This window comes from Caballeronia ptereochthonis (genome assembly GCF_001545075.1).
Lineage (GTDB): Bacteria > Pseudomonadota > Gammaproteobacteria > Burkholderiales > Burkholderiaceae > Caballeronia > Caballeronia ptereochthonis.
This window is the reverse complement of the sequence record NZ_FCOB02000032.1, coordinates 47,562-62,877: the sequence shown is the minus strand read 5'-3', so window position 1 is coordinate 62,877 and position 15,316 is coordinate 47,562. Positions and strand designations below refer to the sequence as shown.

The window sequence follows — 15,316 nt, the reverse complement described above, 5'->3', positions numbered from 1 at the left end:
GAACGGCCTGGGTCCGAAGGGTCTGTGAGTTGAGTTAGACTCGATCTCGCCCCGGTTCCCGCAACGTTCACGGGCGACACTAAAAACGAGCGTCAGAACAGGAAGTCGATGCGCTATTCGTTCGAAATCAGGAAGTTCATCTATAGCCAGTATTTCTTCGGCGGTTTGCGCATTGCTTTGGGCGTGTCGCTCCCCGCCGTCCTGATGCTCACGGTCTTTCACAATCGCGAGCTCGGTTTCACCATCTCGACCGGTGCGCTGGGCGCATGCGTCGTCGACATGCCCGGGCCGCTCAAGCACAAGCACAACGAGATGCTCGCGTGCACGGTGATCGGCTTCTTCGCGGCGCTCGCGACAGGCATCGCGACCGCGCATCCGCTCACGCTCTGGCTGACCGTCGTGCCGCTCACCTTCGTGCTGTCGCTGATCGTCGTATATGGCAATCGCTGGCCGCAGATCAGCTTTGCCACGCTTTTCATGATGGTCGTCACCCTGGAGGAGCATTTCACGCCCGTGCAGGCGCTCGTCAACGCGTCGTGGATTCTCCTGGGCGGCCTCTGGTACACGTACTGGGCGACGCTCGTGAGCCGCCTGCTCGTCTATCGCATCGAGCAGCAGGCTCTGGCCGAGAGCATCTTCAGCTGCGCGGAGTACATGCTCGCGCGCGCCGAGTTCTACGACAGCGACGCCGATCTCGACGAGTGCTATCGCAAGCTGATTGAAAAGCAGATCGCGGCGGTCGAGCGCCAGGAAGCGGCGCGCGACATCGTGCTGCGCAATCTGCCGAAGGTGAAGAGCGGCAAGCTCGATGCGCGGCGCGCGCGGCTCTTCAATCTGTTCATCAATGTGGTGGATCTGCACGAGTTCTTCGTCGGCGCGCATACGGACTATCCGCTCGTGCGAAAGACCTTCGCGGGCTCGGACGTGCTCGTCTTCTATCGCGACCTGATGAGAAAGGCGGCCGCGGATCTCGAAGAGATCGGCCTCGCGGTGCTGCAGAACAATCCGGCGCCCCGGCAGATCAGCACGAAGGCCGAATTGCGCGCGATCGAATACGAACTGGAGCTGATGCGCAAGCACGGCCTGCCGGAGAAGAATCCGGAAGCCTATGCGGCGGCGGCCGCCGTCTTCAGGCGCTTGTGGAGCGCGACGCGCCTCATCGACAAGATGCGCCGCCGCACGCGCGACGACGCGAGCCCGACCGAAACCGAGCTGCAGATCGATCACGCGCTGTCGCGCTTTATCTCGAGCCGGCGCGTGCCGTTCATGCAGATCTTCTCGAACCTCACGATGGCCTCGCCGAGCTTCCGGCACGCGTTGCGCGTGACGATCGCCGTGGGCGTGGGCTTCTGGCTCGGGCGTCTCCTGCCGCTCACCAACGCTTACTGGATCGTGATGACGACCGTCATCATCCTGAAGCCCGGCTATTCGCTCACCAAGCAGCGCAACACGCAGCGGATCATCGGCACGGCGATCGGCTGCGCGGTGACCATCGCGCTGATTCTGTTCGTGAAGGAGCCGCATATCCTGCTCGTCGTGATGTTCGCGTCGATGGTGATGAGCTACAGCCTGCTGCTCTTCAACTATGCGGCGAGCGTCGTGTTCACGTCGTCGTATGTGCTGCTGATGTTCCACCTGCTCGCGCCGGGCAGCCTGCGTCTCATCGGCGAGCGCGCGATCGACACCGTGGTGGGCTGCGCGATCGCCATCGCAGCGAGCCATCTCTTCCCCTACTGGGAATACCGCCTGATGGGCAAGCTCGTGAAGGACCTGCTCGCCGCGACGCGAAACTATCTCGAAGCGAGCTGGTGGTGGAAGGCGAAGCCGGCGGCGCAGGCGGAAAAGGCCCGCGCAGCGGCCTCCGCGTCCGCCGCCGCGGCGGAAACACCGGTCGATCGCGCGGTATTCGCCGATGCGAACGCGGGTGTGGTGGCGTCGTCATCGGCGGCTGCCGAGGCGCCGGCGCAGACCGTGACGGTCACAGCCGAAGCGGCGAACGAGCCATCGGCTGGCACGCCGCCGCTCGAGCCCGAACTCGTCACCGATTCGGCCATGAAGGCGGCGAGCGCGACGGCGCAGCGATTGTCGTCGGTAAGCATCGGCGAGAGCACGGCGGCCACGGCGAGCAAGGGCGCCTCCGCCGCCGCGACGGTCGCCGCCACCGCGCTCGACCGCGACTACCGCTACCGGCTCGCGCGCAAGAACGTGCATATCGCCTTCGCCAATCTCGCGCAGGCGTTCCAGCGGATGATGCTGGAGCCGAAGGCGCATCAGAAGTACGTCGCCGAGTTGAATGACCTGCTCGTGCAAAGCCACGTGCTCGCCTCGCAGATCACCGCCGCCGCGCCGCTCCTGCAGTCGCTCAACGAACTGGACGGGCAGCCGTTCGAGCCGGTGCAGCGCACGTTCGGCATCGTTCGCGACAATCTCTGGTTCGCGGAAGACGAACTGCCCGCGACGCCGAAGCCCGATGCGCCGCCCGCACTGCAGGCCGATGCGCTCAAGGAGCTGCGGCGCGAACTCGATGCGATGGTCATCCATGCCGAGCGCGCGCAGACGCTGCCCGCCGACGCGCTTCACGACCTGAAGCTGCTCGCGCATCAATGCAAGCAGATGCTGACCGCCTCCACGCTCATCAGCAAGGACGCCGCGCAGATCCGGCTGCCGGCGTGACGTGCGCTATCGAGAAGCGCCGAGTGCCGGCACGGCGGGGCGCACGTCGCTCGCGGCGGACGGTTGCGCGTTCTGCTCATCGAACTCGCGCTTTTCGCGGATCGCGTTGAAGAGGATCGTGCCGATCACCAGCAGCACCACCACCACGATGAACACGCTGACGGCGCGGGTCGGATTTTTCTTGGGCTTACCGTTCGGGCGGCGGGGGTCGCGGGGGTCGTCGATCATTGGGCGATGCGATTCGTGGCGTGTTTTCGGGATGGACCCGACATGGTACCCGGGTTGGTTTTCAGTTGGGTTGCGGCAATCCGCGCCGCTGCGTTTTGCGGCGCTTCGCCGGGCGCCGTTTCGGAACGCGCACGACCACCGCGAAATTCTGTGCTGCACCGTCCCGCTTGAACGCTCCCCGCCCGGTTGACCATACTAGTCACGATTCCATGCACGTCCGATCCCGGCAAGGGCTGCAAGGGGCAAGGCCGGGATACCTAGTGACCGGACGTGTTGCGCCGCCCTCCCCGGGCGGCATTTTTCTTTCGGGCGAGCGCCTCGCGAATCACGGATATTCCGCTCCGGGCCGCACCGGCAGCGCCGTCGAATACTTGATCTGCTCCATCGCGAAGCTGGAACTGACGTCGTAGAGCGGCACCGCGCGGATGAGCTGCTTGTACACGCGATCGTAATCGTCGATATCGGACACGACGACACGCAGCAGATAGTCGGTCTCGCCGCTCATCCGGTACACCTCGACGACTTCCGGAATGTCCCGCACCGCGCGCGTGAAGTCTTCCGCCCAGGTCTGCGTGTGCTGGTTCGTGCGCACCGCGACGAACACCGTCGTGCCGACGCCCAGCTTCTTCGGATCGCACAGCGCCACCTGCGCGCGAATCACGCCCGTCTCCTTCAGGCGCTGCACACGCTTCCAGCACGGCGTCTGCGACAGATTCACGCGCTGCGCGAGTTCGGCGATGGGCATCGTCACATCGTTCTGGAGCAACTCGAGCAGTTTGCGGTCGATGAGGTCCATTCCCATACTGCACCCCTTATAGGAAATTATTCTATTTCTGGATATTCCAGCGGAATTATATGGAAACCAATTCTGGAGGCAAGCCGGTATAACTGAGCCATATGGACCAACCACAAGAATGCACGGCTCATTCACCATGCGACTCGAACATGTCAGCCGCCCCGCGCGGCCCTTCACGGCGCTCCCGACGACCGCCGAAACGCCCGCCGAACAAGGCTCGGCGCTCGATCAATTGTGCCGCGAAATCGATGGGGCCTTCGCGGCCGCCGCAGCCGGCGCGCAGGTTTCGTTCGGACGGCGCGTGCGCGCGGCCCTGCAACGGGCAATCGCCGATCCGGGATTGCTGCGTCCCGAGCAGCGCATCGGCAGCGCGCAAGGGTATTGCCGCCATCTGCTCGCCGCTTGTCCGCACAACCGCTATGCAATCGCCGCGCTCGTCTGGGAGCCTGGTCAGGCGAGTCCGGTGCATGGACATCGGACGTGGTGCGGCTATGCGGTGATCGAAGGCACGCTCGCCGAGACGCTATATCGCTGGGATGCCGAAACGCATTGCGCGATCGAAACGCGCCGCCACCCGCGCGCGGCGGGCGCGGTCTCCTATGTGGATGCGGGACGCGGCGCGATCCATCGGCTCGGCAATCCCGCCGATGCCGCCGCGCGCGCGGTGTCGCTGCATATCTACGGCGTCGCGGGCGAGCAGATCGCCACGCACGTCAACGATCTGCTCGCCGCCTGAACGAAACCGTCGTCGCTCAGCCCTTCCCCGGCTCGGACGCCGTCGGAATCTGCGGCGGAATCTGCACGGACTGGTCCGTGGGCGGCGGCGCCGGCTGCGGATCGTGCGACACGTCGCGCGCCGCCGCCACCGCGCCCTTCGCCTCGCGCGGAAGCTCGGGACCAGCCGCCATCTCCTCTTCCTCGTCCGCGAGCGGCGGCGCCTCGCCCGTCCAGATGCGCCGCGCGCGCTCGCGCCCGATCTCCGCGGCGTCGCCCAGCATCGCATCGCGCGTCATCTGCACGTGCATCTGCGGCACGGGAATCTCCATGCCCGCCTCGTCCATCTTGCGCTTGATGCGCAGATTGAACGCCCGCGCGACGCTCCATTGCTGCAGCGGCCGCGTCTTGATCTGTCCTTTCACGACCATCCAGTTCGGGTCGAAGCGGTCGAGTCCCCACACCTCCACCGGCCCGAGCATCTCCAGCCGGTAGCGGAAATCGGACGCCAGGTCGGCGCCGACTTCGCGGATCATCTGCGTGACTTCGTCGACGTCCGCCGTGAACGGCACGCGCACCTCGAATACCGCATAGGCGAAATCGCGCGAGAGGTTCTTCACGGTCTTGATCTGCGAGAACGGAATCGCGTGGATCGCGCCCTGGCCGTCGCGCAGGCGCACGGTGCGGATCGTCAGGCTCTCGACGATGCCAGCGTGACCGCCTTCCACCTCGATCGAATCGCCGACGGAAATCGTGTCCTCGATGATGATGAAAAGCCCCGTGATCAGATCCGCGACCAGCGACTGCGCGCCGAAGCCGACCGCGAGGCCGATCACGCCGGCGCCCGCGAGCAGCGGCGTCACGTTGAGGCCGAGATTCGCGGCCGTGACGATCGCCGCGATCGTCAGCAGGAACACGAACACGACGTTACGCACGAGCGGCAGCATCGTGCGCGCGCGCATGCTCGGACCGCGCGTGCCGCGGCGCGTGGAATCGGGCCTGAGGGCTTCCTGAATGCCCGTATCGATCAGAATCCACACGAGCCATACGACGAAGAACGTCAGCACGATCATGGCGACGGCGTGCGCGATGCCGCGCGCGGCGACGCTTTGCTCGGCCATGTGCGCGAGCGAAAAGCCCCAGAAACGCGACGACAGCTCGAGGAAGACGAGCCAGACGCCGACCACGATCATCGTGCCGACGAACTTGACGAGCCTGCGCACGTACGCCGACTGCCGGCGCGGCTTCCGCGACTTGGGGCGCGTGATGCGCACGACGATCGCCGAGAGAAAGAACGCGACGACGAGCAAGCCGGCGGTCGCGATCGCCATCTGCAGGACGTTCTCGGACGTGCCGATGCCCATGAGCGTCGCCACCACCGACGCCGACGCGAGCAGGAGCAGCGGCAACTGCCACAGCGACGCCACCACCTCGAAGGTCTCGGTCGCGGCCTTGCGCGTGTGGCGCTGCTCGTAGGTGCGGCTTCTGATCAGATGCGCGACGGGCCGCTGGAAGGCGAGCGCGAAGTACGCGGTGAGGCCGGCCGCGCCCATGTTCGCGCACGTCGAGATGAGCGCCGAGAGATTGGTGCCGAGCTGCTGCGCGACATCGTAGTTGGCGGCGGCGTCGCCGAGCGCGCCGAACATGCCGATCAGGAAGAGCAGCCGCCGCGCGCGGATGATCAGCACGTTCACCGCGACGCGGCGATGCGCCGAGCCGAACAGCGAGAACATGATGAGGCAGATGGCGGAGAACACCGCGCCCGCGACGATCGCGTAGGCGGTCACCATCGCGAGCGTGCGGCCGAGCGACAGCGGCATGTAGTGCGTGAAGGTCAGCGCCGCGACGAACGCGAAGAGATACGGCGCCACGCGACGCAGCGCGAAGAGCAGCAGTTCGAGCGTGGTCGGATTCGAGTGCAGTCCGCGGTCGATGCCGTAGCGCGCCTGCACGCGCCGCTGGACATAGACCAGCACGAACGCGCACGCGCCCCAGCCCGCGAGCGTCGCGAAGTAGTTGAAGAGTGTGCGGCCGAACGGCTCGCGGCTCTGGCTCGTGACGATCGTGAAGAGCTCGTTGCCGGCCGCGTTGAAGCGCCCGCCCCAGTAGGCGATCGGCGTCTTGCCGCGCTTCACGTCCGCTTCGATGTTGGTGAGCGCCGAGGCGATCGCGCCGAGCAGCCCCGCGTTCTGCGCCATCGTCGCCACCACCGACGACGCCGTCGAACTCGACGATATCGGCGCGCCGGCCGTCTGCGCGCCGCTCGCCGCGCCATCCGCTGCCGCAGCGGTCGCCGCCGCGCCCGACGCGGGAGCGCCGGCGCCGGCATCGGCGGCGTGCTTCGCATCGCGCAGGCGCTTCAGCTGCGCCACGAGCGCGGCGCGCTGCTTGTCGCTGTCGAGCGTGGAGATGACGGTGTCGAGCGAGCGGACCATGTCGGCATCGGACACGGCGGGCGCCGACGCGCCCGAAGCGGCATCCGGCGCGGACGCGGGCGCGGCCGGCTTGATCAGTTCCTCGAAGGAAGGTAGCGTGAGCGCGGGCGCCGCATTCGCACCGGGCGTCGCGAGCATGATCGATGCGGCAAGCGCGGCCAGCGTCGACCACGCCGCACGCGCTGACGGACGCGGCATTGCGCGGCCACGCAGTCCCGCCGGCACGGCGCGAACGAGCGCGAGGGCCGCCATCCAAAATATCGCGACAGACGCCCACGCGCCATCATGCGCGAGCTTGCGTGACTTCATAACGGTCTCGATCTTTGAAAGACCGCCAGTTTAGCGGGTGCAACTCCGACGCCGTCCAACACGGACGTAACCGAATGTTAAGCGTTTGCGCCTTGATTGTTCAGATAAAAACGCGTGCCCGCTATCCGGCACGACGCGTTATTTGTCCATTTCCGTGCGCGCGCCGCTCGTGTCGGTATTGGGGGTCGCGCCCGACGCCTGCGCGCCCGCCTGCGTGTTCGAGGCGCCGCCGTCTTTCGCGGACCATTCCTGCAGCTTGCGGCCCGCCGACTGCAGGCCCGCGCCGGTCGCGCTCGCGGCATTGTTGATCGCGGCGTTGGTGGCGCTCGCGGCGTTGTCGAAGTTCGCGCGCGCCGAGGCGGCGACGCTGCTCGCGGACACGTCGGGCATCGAGCCGGCGCTGTCGAGATTCTGCTGCGCCGACTGCTTCGCCGAATCGACCTTCTGGCCGACGTAGCTCGCCGCCTGATCGAACTTCTGGCTGGTCTGGCTCGCCAGGTTGTTGAATGCGCTCGCGGCCTGTCCTGCCGTCGCGTCGTGCTTCTCGCACGCGGCGAGCACGCCGAGCGCCGTGAGGGCGACCACGATCCGGGTCATGGGAGTCATCTGCATGGTATTGCCTTCTACTGAATGCGTGCGCGTTCGGGCGCACTTGTGCGGAGTTCGCCGCGCGCGGCGGATTCCGTCTCGAAACTGGCGCACATCATACGCTCCCGGCGCAGCGCGGGTCCCGGAATGGCCGCCGGGCTGTCACATGCAAGGCGTGACGGGAAGCGTAGACTGATTTGCGGCGCGCGACGGCGCGTCACGCTGTGCATCCCGAGAACCACTTCCAGACGAGGTTTAGCGATGGCTGCCAAGAAGATTCTCTTCCTCACCGGCGATTTTGCCGAGGACTATGAAACGATGGTCCCGTTTCAGGCATTGCAGGCAGTCGGCCATACGGTCGATGCCGTGTGTCCCGGCAAGAAGCGCGGCGACCACGTGAAGACGGCGATCCACGATTTCGAGGGCGACCAGACCTATACCGAGAAGCCGGGCCACCGCTTCACGCTCAACGCGAGCTTCGACGACATCGACCCCGGCGGTTACGACGCGCTCGCGATCGCCGGCGGACGCGCCCCCGAATATCTGCGCCTGAACGATCGCGTGCTCGAACTGGTGCGCCATTTCGCGCAGGCGAACAAGCCCATCGCGGCGATCTGCCATGCGGCTCAACTGCTTGCCGCGGCGGGCGTGATCGAGGGCCGGCGCATTTCCGCGTATCCGGCGTGCGCGCCCGAAGTGCGCTTGGCGGGTGCGACCTTCGCCGATATCGCCGTCGACGATGCCGTGACCGACGCCAATTTCGTCACGGCGCCGGCATGGCCCGCTCATCCGGCGTGGATCAGGCAGTTTCTTGCACTGCTGGGGACGCGAATCGAGCTCTGAAAACCTTGCATCGCAGGAAAACCTGGCTGGCGCGCGAAGTGCCGCTGCCAGCCTGGTTGCATCAATGTCGGAAACAATCGGCGATCCGGAGCGGCAAATAGAATCTTTCCTCTACATTTAGGAGACTTCTGGTTTTGGCACGATGTCGGGTTGGAATATATTCGCCGACGTTCCTGCCTTCCACCGAAGTCTCCCAGCATGCTTTACATGAATGTCGCCATCGCTCTCGTCGCAGGGCTGATGCTGTTCGAGCCGTTCACGCGCGCCCCCGTCTCCCGCTTCACCACGCCCCGCATTCGCCGCAATCTGGCCACGCGCTCGTTCTATCAGGCGGGCGCGGCCTTCGTCACGGCCTTGATCGTTGCGACGAGCCCGCCGGCACCCGAGCGCATCTCGCCGCTTTTCGTGTTGTGCGTCGCCGCGATGCTCGTGCTTGCCAGCCTCTACTGGATCATTCGTGGCAGGCGTTTCCTCAAGCAGCGCCGCGTCTTCACCGACCTGCACTGATTCGCGGCCGGTTCGCCGTCTGCCCGTCTTCTTCTTGTTCCTGTCCCTTTTCCACGCCCTGCGCCGCTCAGGCGCGCTCCTCGCAACCCGCTCGCCCGTTCTGCGGGTATGTTCGGGTCAAAGCATTTCCCCACGCACGGACGAAAAAAAAGGCGCTACGTTTCCGTAGCGCCTTAAAAGTTCTAGCCATTCCGAGGGCCGTGCTAGAACCTGAGAGCCGGTCATTCGAGTCGTGAAGCGGAAAGCACGTGTGCGCACATCGTCCTCACTTTCGAAATTCGGTTCCATTTTTTCCGGGATCGCTGCCTAAGTCAAGCAAAATTTCAGCCTTCGGGCAACTGCCCAAGTCCGGCCCGATTCCAAGGACTGGACAATAAGTTTCATCGCTTTTACAACTTATTGCCGACGTTTGCATCCTTTGCAAGCTTCGCGTCCCGTGCTTGTAGAATGGTGTCGATCTGATATTCGAAACGATGTTTCATAAAAACAGGTGTGCATGGAAAACAATCGGTCGACGGGCAAGGAAAAGGCCCGGGAGAAGGACGGTGAGGAAGTCACGGCCCTCGCGCGCGGGCTCGATGTGCTGCGCCGGATCGCCGCCGCGGATGCGCCCGTCAGCAATCGCGAGCTGACCGACTGGACCGGGATTCCCAAGCCGACGATCTCACGCATCACGGCGACGCTCGTGGGCGCGGGACTTCTGCACCGGCTGCCCGACAGCGAACGTTTCGTCCTGACCGCATCCGTTCTCGAATTGAGCAACGGATTCTTGCGCAATTTCGATATTCGCGCACGAGCGCGCCCGTTTCTGATCGGGCTCGCCGAGCGCACCGGCCTCTCGGTGCATCTCGCCGTGCGCGATCGTCTGGAAATGGTCGTGATCGACGCGATCCGGCCGCGCTCCGCCGTCCTCGTTTCGCGGCTCGAAGTCGGCGGCAGAATGGATCTGGGCCGCACGTCCGTCGGTCGCGCGTATCTGGCGGCGCTCCTGGACGCCGATCGCCAGGCGCTCATCCGCAGCCTTCAGACTGCATCGGGCGACGACTGGCCGACCATCGCAAGCGGCCTGCAGCGAGGTCTCGACGAGGCGCTGCGCCTCGGCTTCGCGATCTCGATCGGCGAATGGCATGACGGCCTGAATGCGGTCGCGGCGGGCTTCGTCGGGCCGTCCGAGGAACGCTATTCGGTCAACTGCGGCGGCGCCGCGCATCAATGCTCGCGCGAGACCCTGATCGAGTGTGTCGCGCCCGCGCTGCTCGAATGTGTCGGGCACATCGTGCGCGAGATCGGCGGCACGCACGCCGCGGCACCCGCGCGCGTCGACGGGTAAGCGACGCGGCCTGAGCCGCCCGGCCCGAATGGCGGTCAAAGCCAGCCGAGGTGCGTTGAAAGCTTGCGCGCCGCCGCATGTAACAGTCGTAATCAACAGAAAGAATGACCGGTGGACGGGCTCCGGTGCGGGACGTAGCATCATGCTTCGCGCGCATCGGGGCAGCGCCGCGACCTTCGCCCGCTTCACGGGTCTGCTTTCCGCCCGCGCTCAACGGTCCCGCCATGTTCACGGACTACGCTTCAACTGCGGTTCGCGCGCGCCGCGTCGCATCGCGCGTGTGCAATGTGAACGGCCGCCCGTCCGCGCCCCCGTACGACAGATTTGAAAGACCCAGCCACCGAACAGATGGACGACCAAAAGAATCCTCCCGGGCAACCGCGCCCGACGCCCGCCCCGCCCGCCGCCACCGAAGCCGCACCCCGGCGCCGCAGAATCGTGCCGCTCATCGTGGCGATCCTGATCGTCGCGGGGGCAATCGCGTGGTGGCATCCGTGGAACCGCGGCGGCGGCACGAGCGGTCCGCAGGAGGCGCGTCAGGGCGGACGGCGCGGCGCCCCGAACGCCGCAAACCAGCCGCAGCCGGTGCATGTGGCGACCGTCACGCAAGGCGAAATGCCTGTCGTCATCAATTCGCTCGGCACGGTCACGCCGCTCGCCAACGTCACGGTCAAGACGCAGCTGAACGGCACCTTGATGGACGTCGCCTTCAACGAAGGCCAGATGGTCAAGAAGGGCGACCTGCTCGCGCAGATCGACCCGCGTCCCTATGAGATCTCGCTGCGCAACGCGCAGGGCCAGCTCGCGCGCGACCAGGCGCTCCTGCAGACCGCGCGTGTCGATCTGCAGCGCTACCAGACACTGCTCTCGCAAGACTCCATCGCCAAACAGCAGGTCGACACGCAAGCGTCGCTCGTCAAGCAGTACGAAGGCGCGGTCAAGTCCGACCAGGCGAACGTCGATACCTACAAGCTCGACCTGACCTACGCGCGCATCACAGCGCCGGTTTCGGGGCGCGTCGGCCTGCGTCAGGTCGACCCGGGCAACTACGTGACGACGGGCGACACCAACGGCGTCGTCGTCATCACTCAACTGCAGCCGATCAGCGTCATCTTCACGACTTCCGAGGACAACCTCGCCGCGATTCTCAAGCCGCTGCACGCGGGCAGGAAGATGTCGGTCACGGCCTACGACCGCGCCAACACGACGGCGCTTGAATCCGGCTATCTCGAAACCGTCGACAACCAGATCGACACGACCACCGGCACCGTCAAGCTGCGCGCCACGTTCGACAACCGGGAAAGCATGCTTTTCCCGAATCAGTTCGTGAACACGAAGCTGCTCGTCGACGTGATCAAGAACGCGACCATCGTGCCGACCTCGGCGGTGCTCAACGGCTCGTCGGGCACGTTCGTCTATGTCGTGAAGCCGGACAACACCGTCACGGTGCGCAACGTGAAGGCGGGCCCCGTCGACGGCGAGCGCACCAGCATCAAGTCCGGGCTGCAAATGGGCGAGCGCGTGGTGATCGACGGCTCCGACCGCCTCAAGGAAGGCGCGAAGATCACGATTCCGGCCGAGAAGGCGAAGGCGGCTTCGGGTGCTTCGGGTGCTTCGGGTGCTTCAGGGGCTTCAGGGGCTTCAGGGGCGCCGGGCGCATCGGCGGCCGCGCCGGCCTCGGGGGCTTCGGGCGCGCGGCATGGCGGGCATCGACGTCAGCAATCGCAGCAGCAGTAACCACGAGCTTCACGTGACGAATCCCGCATGAACCCATCTCGTATTTTTATTCTGCGCCCGGTCGGCACGGCGCTCCTGATGGCGGCGATCATGCTGGTCGGCCTGGTCGCGCTGCGCTTTCTGCCATTGTCCGCCCTGCCCGCCGTCGACTATCCGACGATCCAGGTGCAGACGTTCTATCCCGGCGCGTCGCCCGACGTGATGACATCGAGCGTCACGGCGCCGCTCGAAAAGCAGTTCGGGCAGATGGCGAGCCTGAACCAGATGTCCTCGCAGAGTTCGGCGGGCGCATCGGTCATCACGCTGCAATTCAGCCTCGATCTGCCGCTCGATATCGCCGAGCAGGAAGTGCAGGCGGCGATCAACGCGGCGGGCAACCTGCTGCCGTCCGACCTGCCCGCGCCGCCGATCTACGCGAAGGTGAATCCCGCCGACGCGCCGATCATGACGCTCGCGGTCAGCTCGAAGACCCTGCCGCTCACGCAGGTGCAGGACCTGGCCGACACGCGCCTCGCGCAGAAGATTTCCCAGGTGGCGGGCGTGGGCCTCGTGTCGGTGAGCGGCGGAAATCGTCCCGCGGTGCGCATCCAGGCGAACACGCGCGCGCTGGCGTCGTACGGCCTCAACATCGACGACCTGCGCACGACCATCTCGAACCTCAACGTCAACACGCCGAAGGGCAACTTCGACGGTCCGACGCGCGCCTACACCATCAACGCGAACGATCAGCTCACGGACGCCGACGCCTACAAGGGCGCGGTCGTGGCCTATCGCAACGGCCGGCCGGTGATGCTCACGGATGTCGCGACCATCGTTCAGGGCGCGGAGAACACGAAGCTCGGCGCGTGGGTCGACTCGACGCCCGCGATCATCCTGAACGTGCAGCGCCAGCCGGGCGCGAACGTGATCCAGGTCGTGGACAGCATCAAGAAGATCCTGCCGCAACTCCAGCAGGCGCTGCCGGCGGCGCTCGACGTGCGCCTCGTGACCGACCGCACCACGACCATCCGCGCATCGGTGCGCGACGTGCAGTTCGAGCTCGCGCTGTCCGTCGTGCTGGTCGTGCTGGTCATTTACCTGTTCCTCGCGAACGTCTACGCGACGATCATCCCGAGCTTGTCCGTGCCGCTCTCGCTCGTCGGCACGCTCGCGGTGATGTACCTGTGCGGCTTCTCGCTCGACAATCTCTCGCTGATGGCGCTGACGATCGCGACCGGCTTCGTCGTCGACGACGCCATCGTGATGATCGAGAACATCGCGCGCTACGTGGAGGAAGGCGATCCGCCGCTCGAAGCGGCGCTGAAGGGCTCGAAGCAGATCGGCTTCACCATCATCTCGCTGACGGTCTCGCTCATCGCCGTGCTGATTCCGCTGCTCTTCATGGGCGATGTCGTCGGGCGCCTGTTCCACGAATTCGCGATCACGCTCGCGGTCACCATCGTGATTTCGGCGATCGTCTCGCTCACGCTCGTGCCGATGATGTGCGCGAAGCTCCTGCGTCACACGCCGCCCAAGGAAAGCAAGCGTTTCGAGGCGCGCGCGCACCAGTTCATCGATTACGTGATCGGGCGCTATGCCGTCGCGCTCGAATGGGTGCTCGAGCGCCAGCACGCGACGCTCTTCGTCGCGGTGCTCACGCTCGTCCTGACCGGCGTGCTGTACGTGTTCATTCCGAAGGGCTTCTTCCCGGTGCAGGACACCGGCGTGATCCAGGCGATCACGCAGGCGCCGCAGGCCGCGTCGTATCAGGCCGTCGCGGATCAGCAGCAAGCGCTCGCGAAGAAGATCCTGCAGAACCCGGATGTGGAGAGCCTGACCTCGTTCGTCGGCGTGGACGGCTCGAACATCACGCTGAACAGCGGGCGCATGCTCATCAACCTGAAGCCGCGCGATAACCGCAGCAATACGTCGAGCGAAATCATCCGCACGATTCAGAGCGAGGTCGCGGACATTCCCGGCATCAAGCTCTACATGCAGCCGGTGCAGGACCTGACGATCGATTCCACCGTCAGCCCGACGCAGTACCAGTTCATGCTGACGGACCCGAATCCGTCCGAGTTCGCGGAATGGGTGCCGAAGCTCGTCGATCGCCTGCAGCACACATCGGCCCTGACCGATGTCGCAACCGACCTGCAGCAGAACGGCCAGTCCGTGTACATCGAGATCGACCGGGAGACGGCCGCGCGCTTCGGCATCACGCCCGCGACCGTCGACAACGCGCTCTACGACGCGTTCGGCCAGCGCATCATCTCGACGATCTTCACGCAGTCCAACCAGTATCGCGTGATTCTCGAAGCGGAGCCTTCCGACGCGCACTACAGCGAGACGCTCAACGGCATCTACCTCCCCTCCTCCACCGCGACGAACGGACAGGTGCCGCTCTCGGCCATCGCGAAGTTCCACGAGCGCGCGGCGCCCCTGCTCGTCACGCATCTCGGCCAGTTCCCCGCGACGACCGTCTCCTTCAACCTCGCGAAGGGCGCATCGCTCGGCGAGGCGGTGAAGGCGATCGAGCAGGCGAAGCAGGACATCGGCCTGCCGCCGTCGTTCCAGATCCGCTATCAGGGCGCGGCGCTCGCGTTCCAGGCGTCGCTGTCGAACGAGCTGTTCCTGATTCTCGCTGCCATCGTCACGATGTACATCGTGCTCGGCGTGCTGTACGAGAGCTTCATCCATCCGATCACGATTCTCTCGACGCTGCCGTCGGCGGGCGTCGGCGCGCTGCTCTCGCTGATGATCACGGGGCACGATCTCGACATCATCGGCATCATCGGCATCGTGCTCCTGATCGGCATCGTGAAGAAGAACGCGATCATGATGATCGACTTCGCGCTCGAAGCCGAACGCGATCAGGGCAAGCCGCCGCGCGAAGCGATCTTCCAGGCGTGCCTGCTGCGCTTCCGGCCGATTCTCATGACGACGATGGCCGCGCTCCTCGGCGCGCTGCCGCTGATGCTCGGCTGGGGCGCCGGCTCGGAGCTGCGGCACCCGCTCGGCATCGCGATCGTGGGCGGCCTGATCGTGTCGCAGCTGCTCACGCTGTTCACGACGCCCGTGATCTATCTCGGCTTCGATTCGCTCGGACGCAAGCTGCGCGCGCGCTTCAGCCGCCACATGCCGAATCCGCCGCGACCCGCGAGCGACGGGCAGTAAATC

General features: G+C 65.6%; 11 protein-coding genes. 7 read left to right on the top strand and 4 right to left on the bottom strand.

The features are described from left to right. Nucleotides 1-108: 108 nt before the first annotated feature. The gene (locus tag AWB83_RS28065; protein WP_087048889.1) at nt 109-2,673 is read left to right on the top strand and encodes an FUSC family protein; all 2,565 of its coding nucleotides are present in this window, start codon (nt 109-111) and stop codon (nt 2,671-2,673) included. A gap of 6 nt (nt 2,674-2,679) precedes the next feature. Here the strand turns inward: AWB83_RS28065 and AWB83_RS28060 are convergent, their stop codons facing one another. Beyond that, nucleotides 2,680-2,901 carry a hypothetical protein gene (locus AWB83_RS28060; protein ID WP_087048888.1) on the bottom strand — a complete coding sequence of 74 codons (222 nt, stop codon included), beginning with the start codon at nt 2,899-2,901 and terminating at the stop codon, nt 2,680-2,682. A 325-nt stretch (nt 2,902-3,226) separates the two neighbouring features. Continuing rightward, complete coding sequence (locus AWB83_RS28055; RefSeq protein WP_510183549.1) at nt 3,227-3,703, bottom strand: Lrp/AsnC family transcriptional regulator; 477 nt, start codon at nt 3,701-3,703, stop codon at nt 3,227-3,229. A 130-nt stretch (nt 3,704-3,833) separates the two neighbouring features. Here AWB83_RS28055 and AWB83_RS28050 point away from each other — a divergent pair, with 130 nt between their 5' ends. Beyond that, a complete protein-coding gene (locus tag AWB83_RS28050) occupies nt 3,834-4,433 on the top strand; it encodes a cysteine dioxygenase family protein (protein ID WP_087048886.1) in 600 nt (199 codons plus the stop codon). Between the two features lie 16 nt (nt 4,434-4,449). Here the strand turns inward: AWB83_RS28050 and AWB83_RS28045 are convergent, their stop codons facing one another. Continuing rightward, a complete protein-coding gene (locus AWB83_RS28045) occupies nt 4,450-7,155 on the bottom strand; it encodes a mechanosensitive ion channel family protein (RefSeq protein WP_087048885.1) in 2,706 nt (901 codons plus the stop codon). Nucleotides 7,156-7,293: 138 nt separating this feature from the next. Further along, entirely contained in the window at nt 7,294-7,767 is a 474-nt protein-coding gene (locus AWB83_RS28040; RefSeq protein WP_087048884.1) for a BCAL1086 family glycoprotein, read from the bottom strand. Nucleotides 7,768-8,004: 237 nt separating this feature from the next. Between AWB83_RS28040 and AWB83_RS28035 the strand changes: the two genes are divergently transcribed. The 5 genes from AWB83_RS28035 (at nt 8,005) to AWB83_RS28015 (ending at nt 15,313) form a co-directional block, all read left to right on the top strand. After that, nucleotides 8,005-8,586, top strand: a complete 582-nt coding sequence (locus tag AWB83_RS28035; protein WP_087048883.1) for a DJ-1/PfpI family protein — start codon at nt 8,005-8,007, stop codon at nt 8,584-8,586. A gap of 198 nt (nt 8,587-8,784) precedes the next feature. Beyond that, the gene (locus AWB83_RS28030; protein WP_087048882.1) at nt 8,785-9,093 is read left to right on the top strand and encodes a hypothetical protein; all 309 of its coding nucleotides are present in this window, start codon (nt 8,785-8,787) and stop codon (nt 9,091-9,093) included. A 496-nt stretch (nt 9,094-9,589) separates the two neighbouring features. Then, the gene (locus AWB83_RS28025) at nt 9,590-10,423 is read left to right on the top strand and encodes an IclR family transcriptional regulator (RefSeq protein ID WP_087048881.1); all 834 of its coding nucleotides are present in this window, start codon (nt 9,590-9,592) and stop codon (nt 10,421-10,423) included. A gap of 348 nt (nt 10,424-10,771) precedes the next feature. Next, on the top strand, nt 10,772-12,160 hold the full coding sequence (locus AWB83_RS28020) for an MdtA/MuxA family multidrug efflux RND transporter periplasmic adaptor subunit (protein WP_087048880.1): 1,389 nt from the start codon (nt 10,772-10,774) through the stop codon (nt 12,158-12,160). Nucleotides 12,161-12,187: 27 nt separating this feature from the next. Continuing rightward, nucleotides 12,188-15,313, top strand: a complete 3,126-nt coding sequence (locus AWB83_RS28015) for an MdtB/MuxB family multidrug efflux RND transporter permease subunit (RefSeq protein ID WP_087048879.1) — start codon at nt 12,188-12,190, stop codon at nt 15,311-15,313. Nucleotides 15,314-15,316: the final 3 nt, after the last annotated feature.

Coding starts and splice junctions, on each gene's coding strand:
- AWB83_RS28065 (WP_087048889.1), top strand. CDS start 109: ATGCGCTATTCGTTCGAAATCAGGAAGTTCATCTATAGCCAGTATTTC.
- AWB83_RS28060 (WP_087048888.1), bottom strand. CDS start 2,901: ATGATCGACGACCCCCGCGACCCCCGCCGCCCGAACGGTAAGCCCAAG.
- AWB83_RS28055 (WP_510183549.1), bottom strand. CDS start 3,703: ATGGGAATGGACCTCATCGACCGCAAACTGCTCGAGTTGCTCCAGAAC.
- AWB83_RS28050 (WP_087048886.1), top strand. CDS start 3,834: ATGCGACTCGAACATGTCAGCCGCCCCGCGCGGCCCTTCACGGCGCTC.
- AWB83_RS28045 (WP_087048885.1), bottom strand. CDS start 7,155: ATGAAGTCACGCAAGCTCGCGCATGATGGCGCGTGGGCGTCTGTCGCG.
- AWB83_RS28040 (WP_087048884.1), bottom strand. CDS start 7,767: ATGCAGATGACTCCCATGACCCGGATCGTGGTCGCCCTCACGGCGCTC.
- AWB83_RS28035 (WP_087048883.1), top strand. CDS start 8,005: ATGGCTGCCAAGAAGATTCTCTTCCTCACCGGCGATTTTGCCGAGGAC.
- AWB83_RS28030 (WP_087048882.1), top strand. CDS start 8,785: ATGCTTTACATGAATGTCGCCATCGCTCTCGTCGCAGGGCTGATGCTG.
- AWB83_RS28025 (WP_087048881.1), top strand. CDS start 9,590: ATGGAAAACAATCGGTCGACGGGCAAGGAAAAGGCCCGGGAGAAGGAC.
- AWB83_RS28020 (WP_087048880.1), top strand. CDS start 10,772: ATGGACGACCAAAAGAATCCTCCCGGGCAACCGCGCCCGACGCCCGCC.
- AWB83_RS28015 (WP_087048879.1), top strand. CDS start 12,188: ATGAACCCATCTCGTATTTTTATTCTGCGCCCGGTCGGCACGGCGCTC.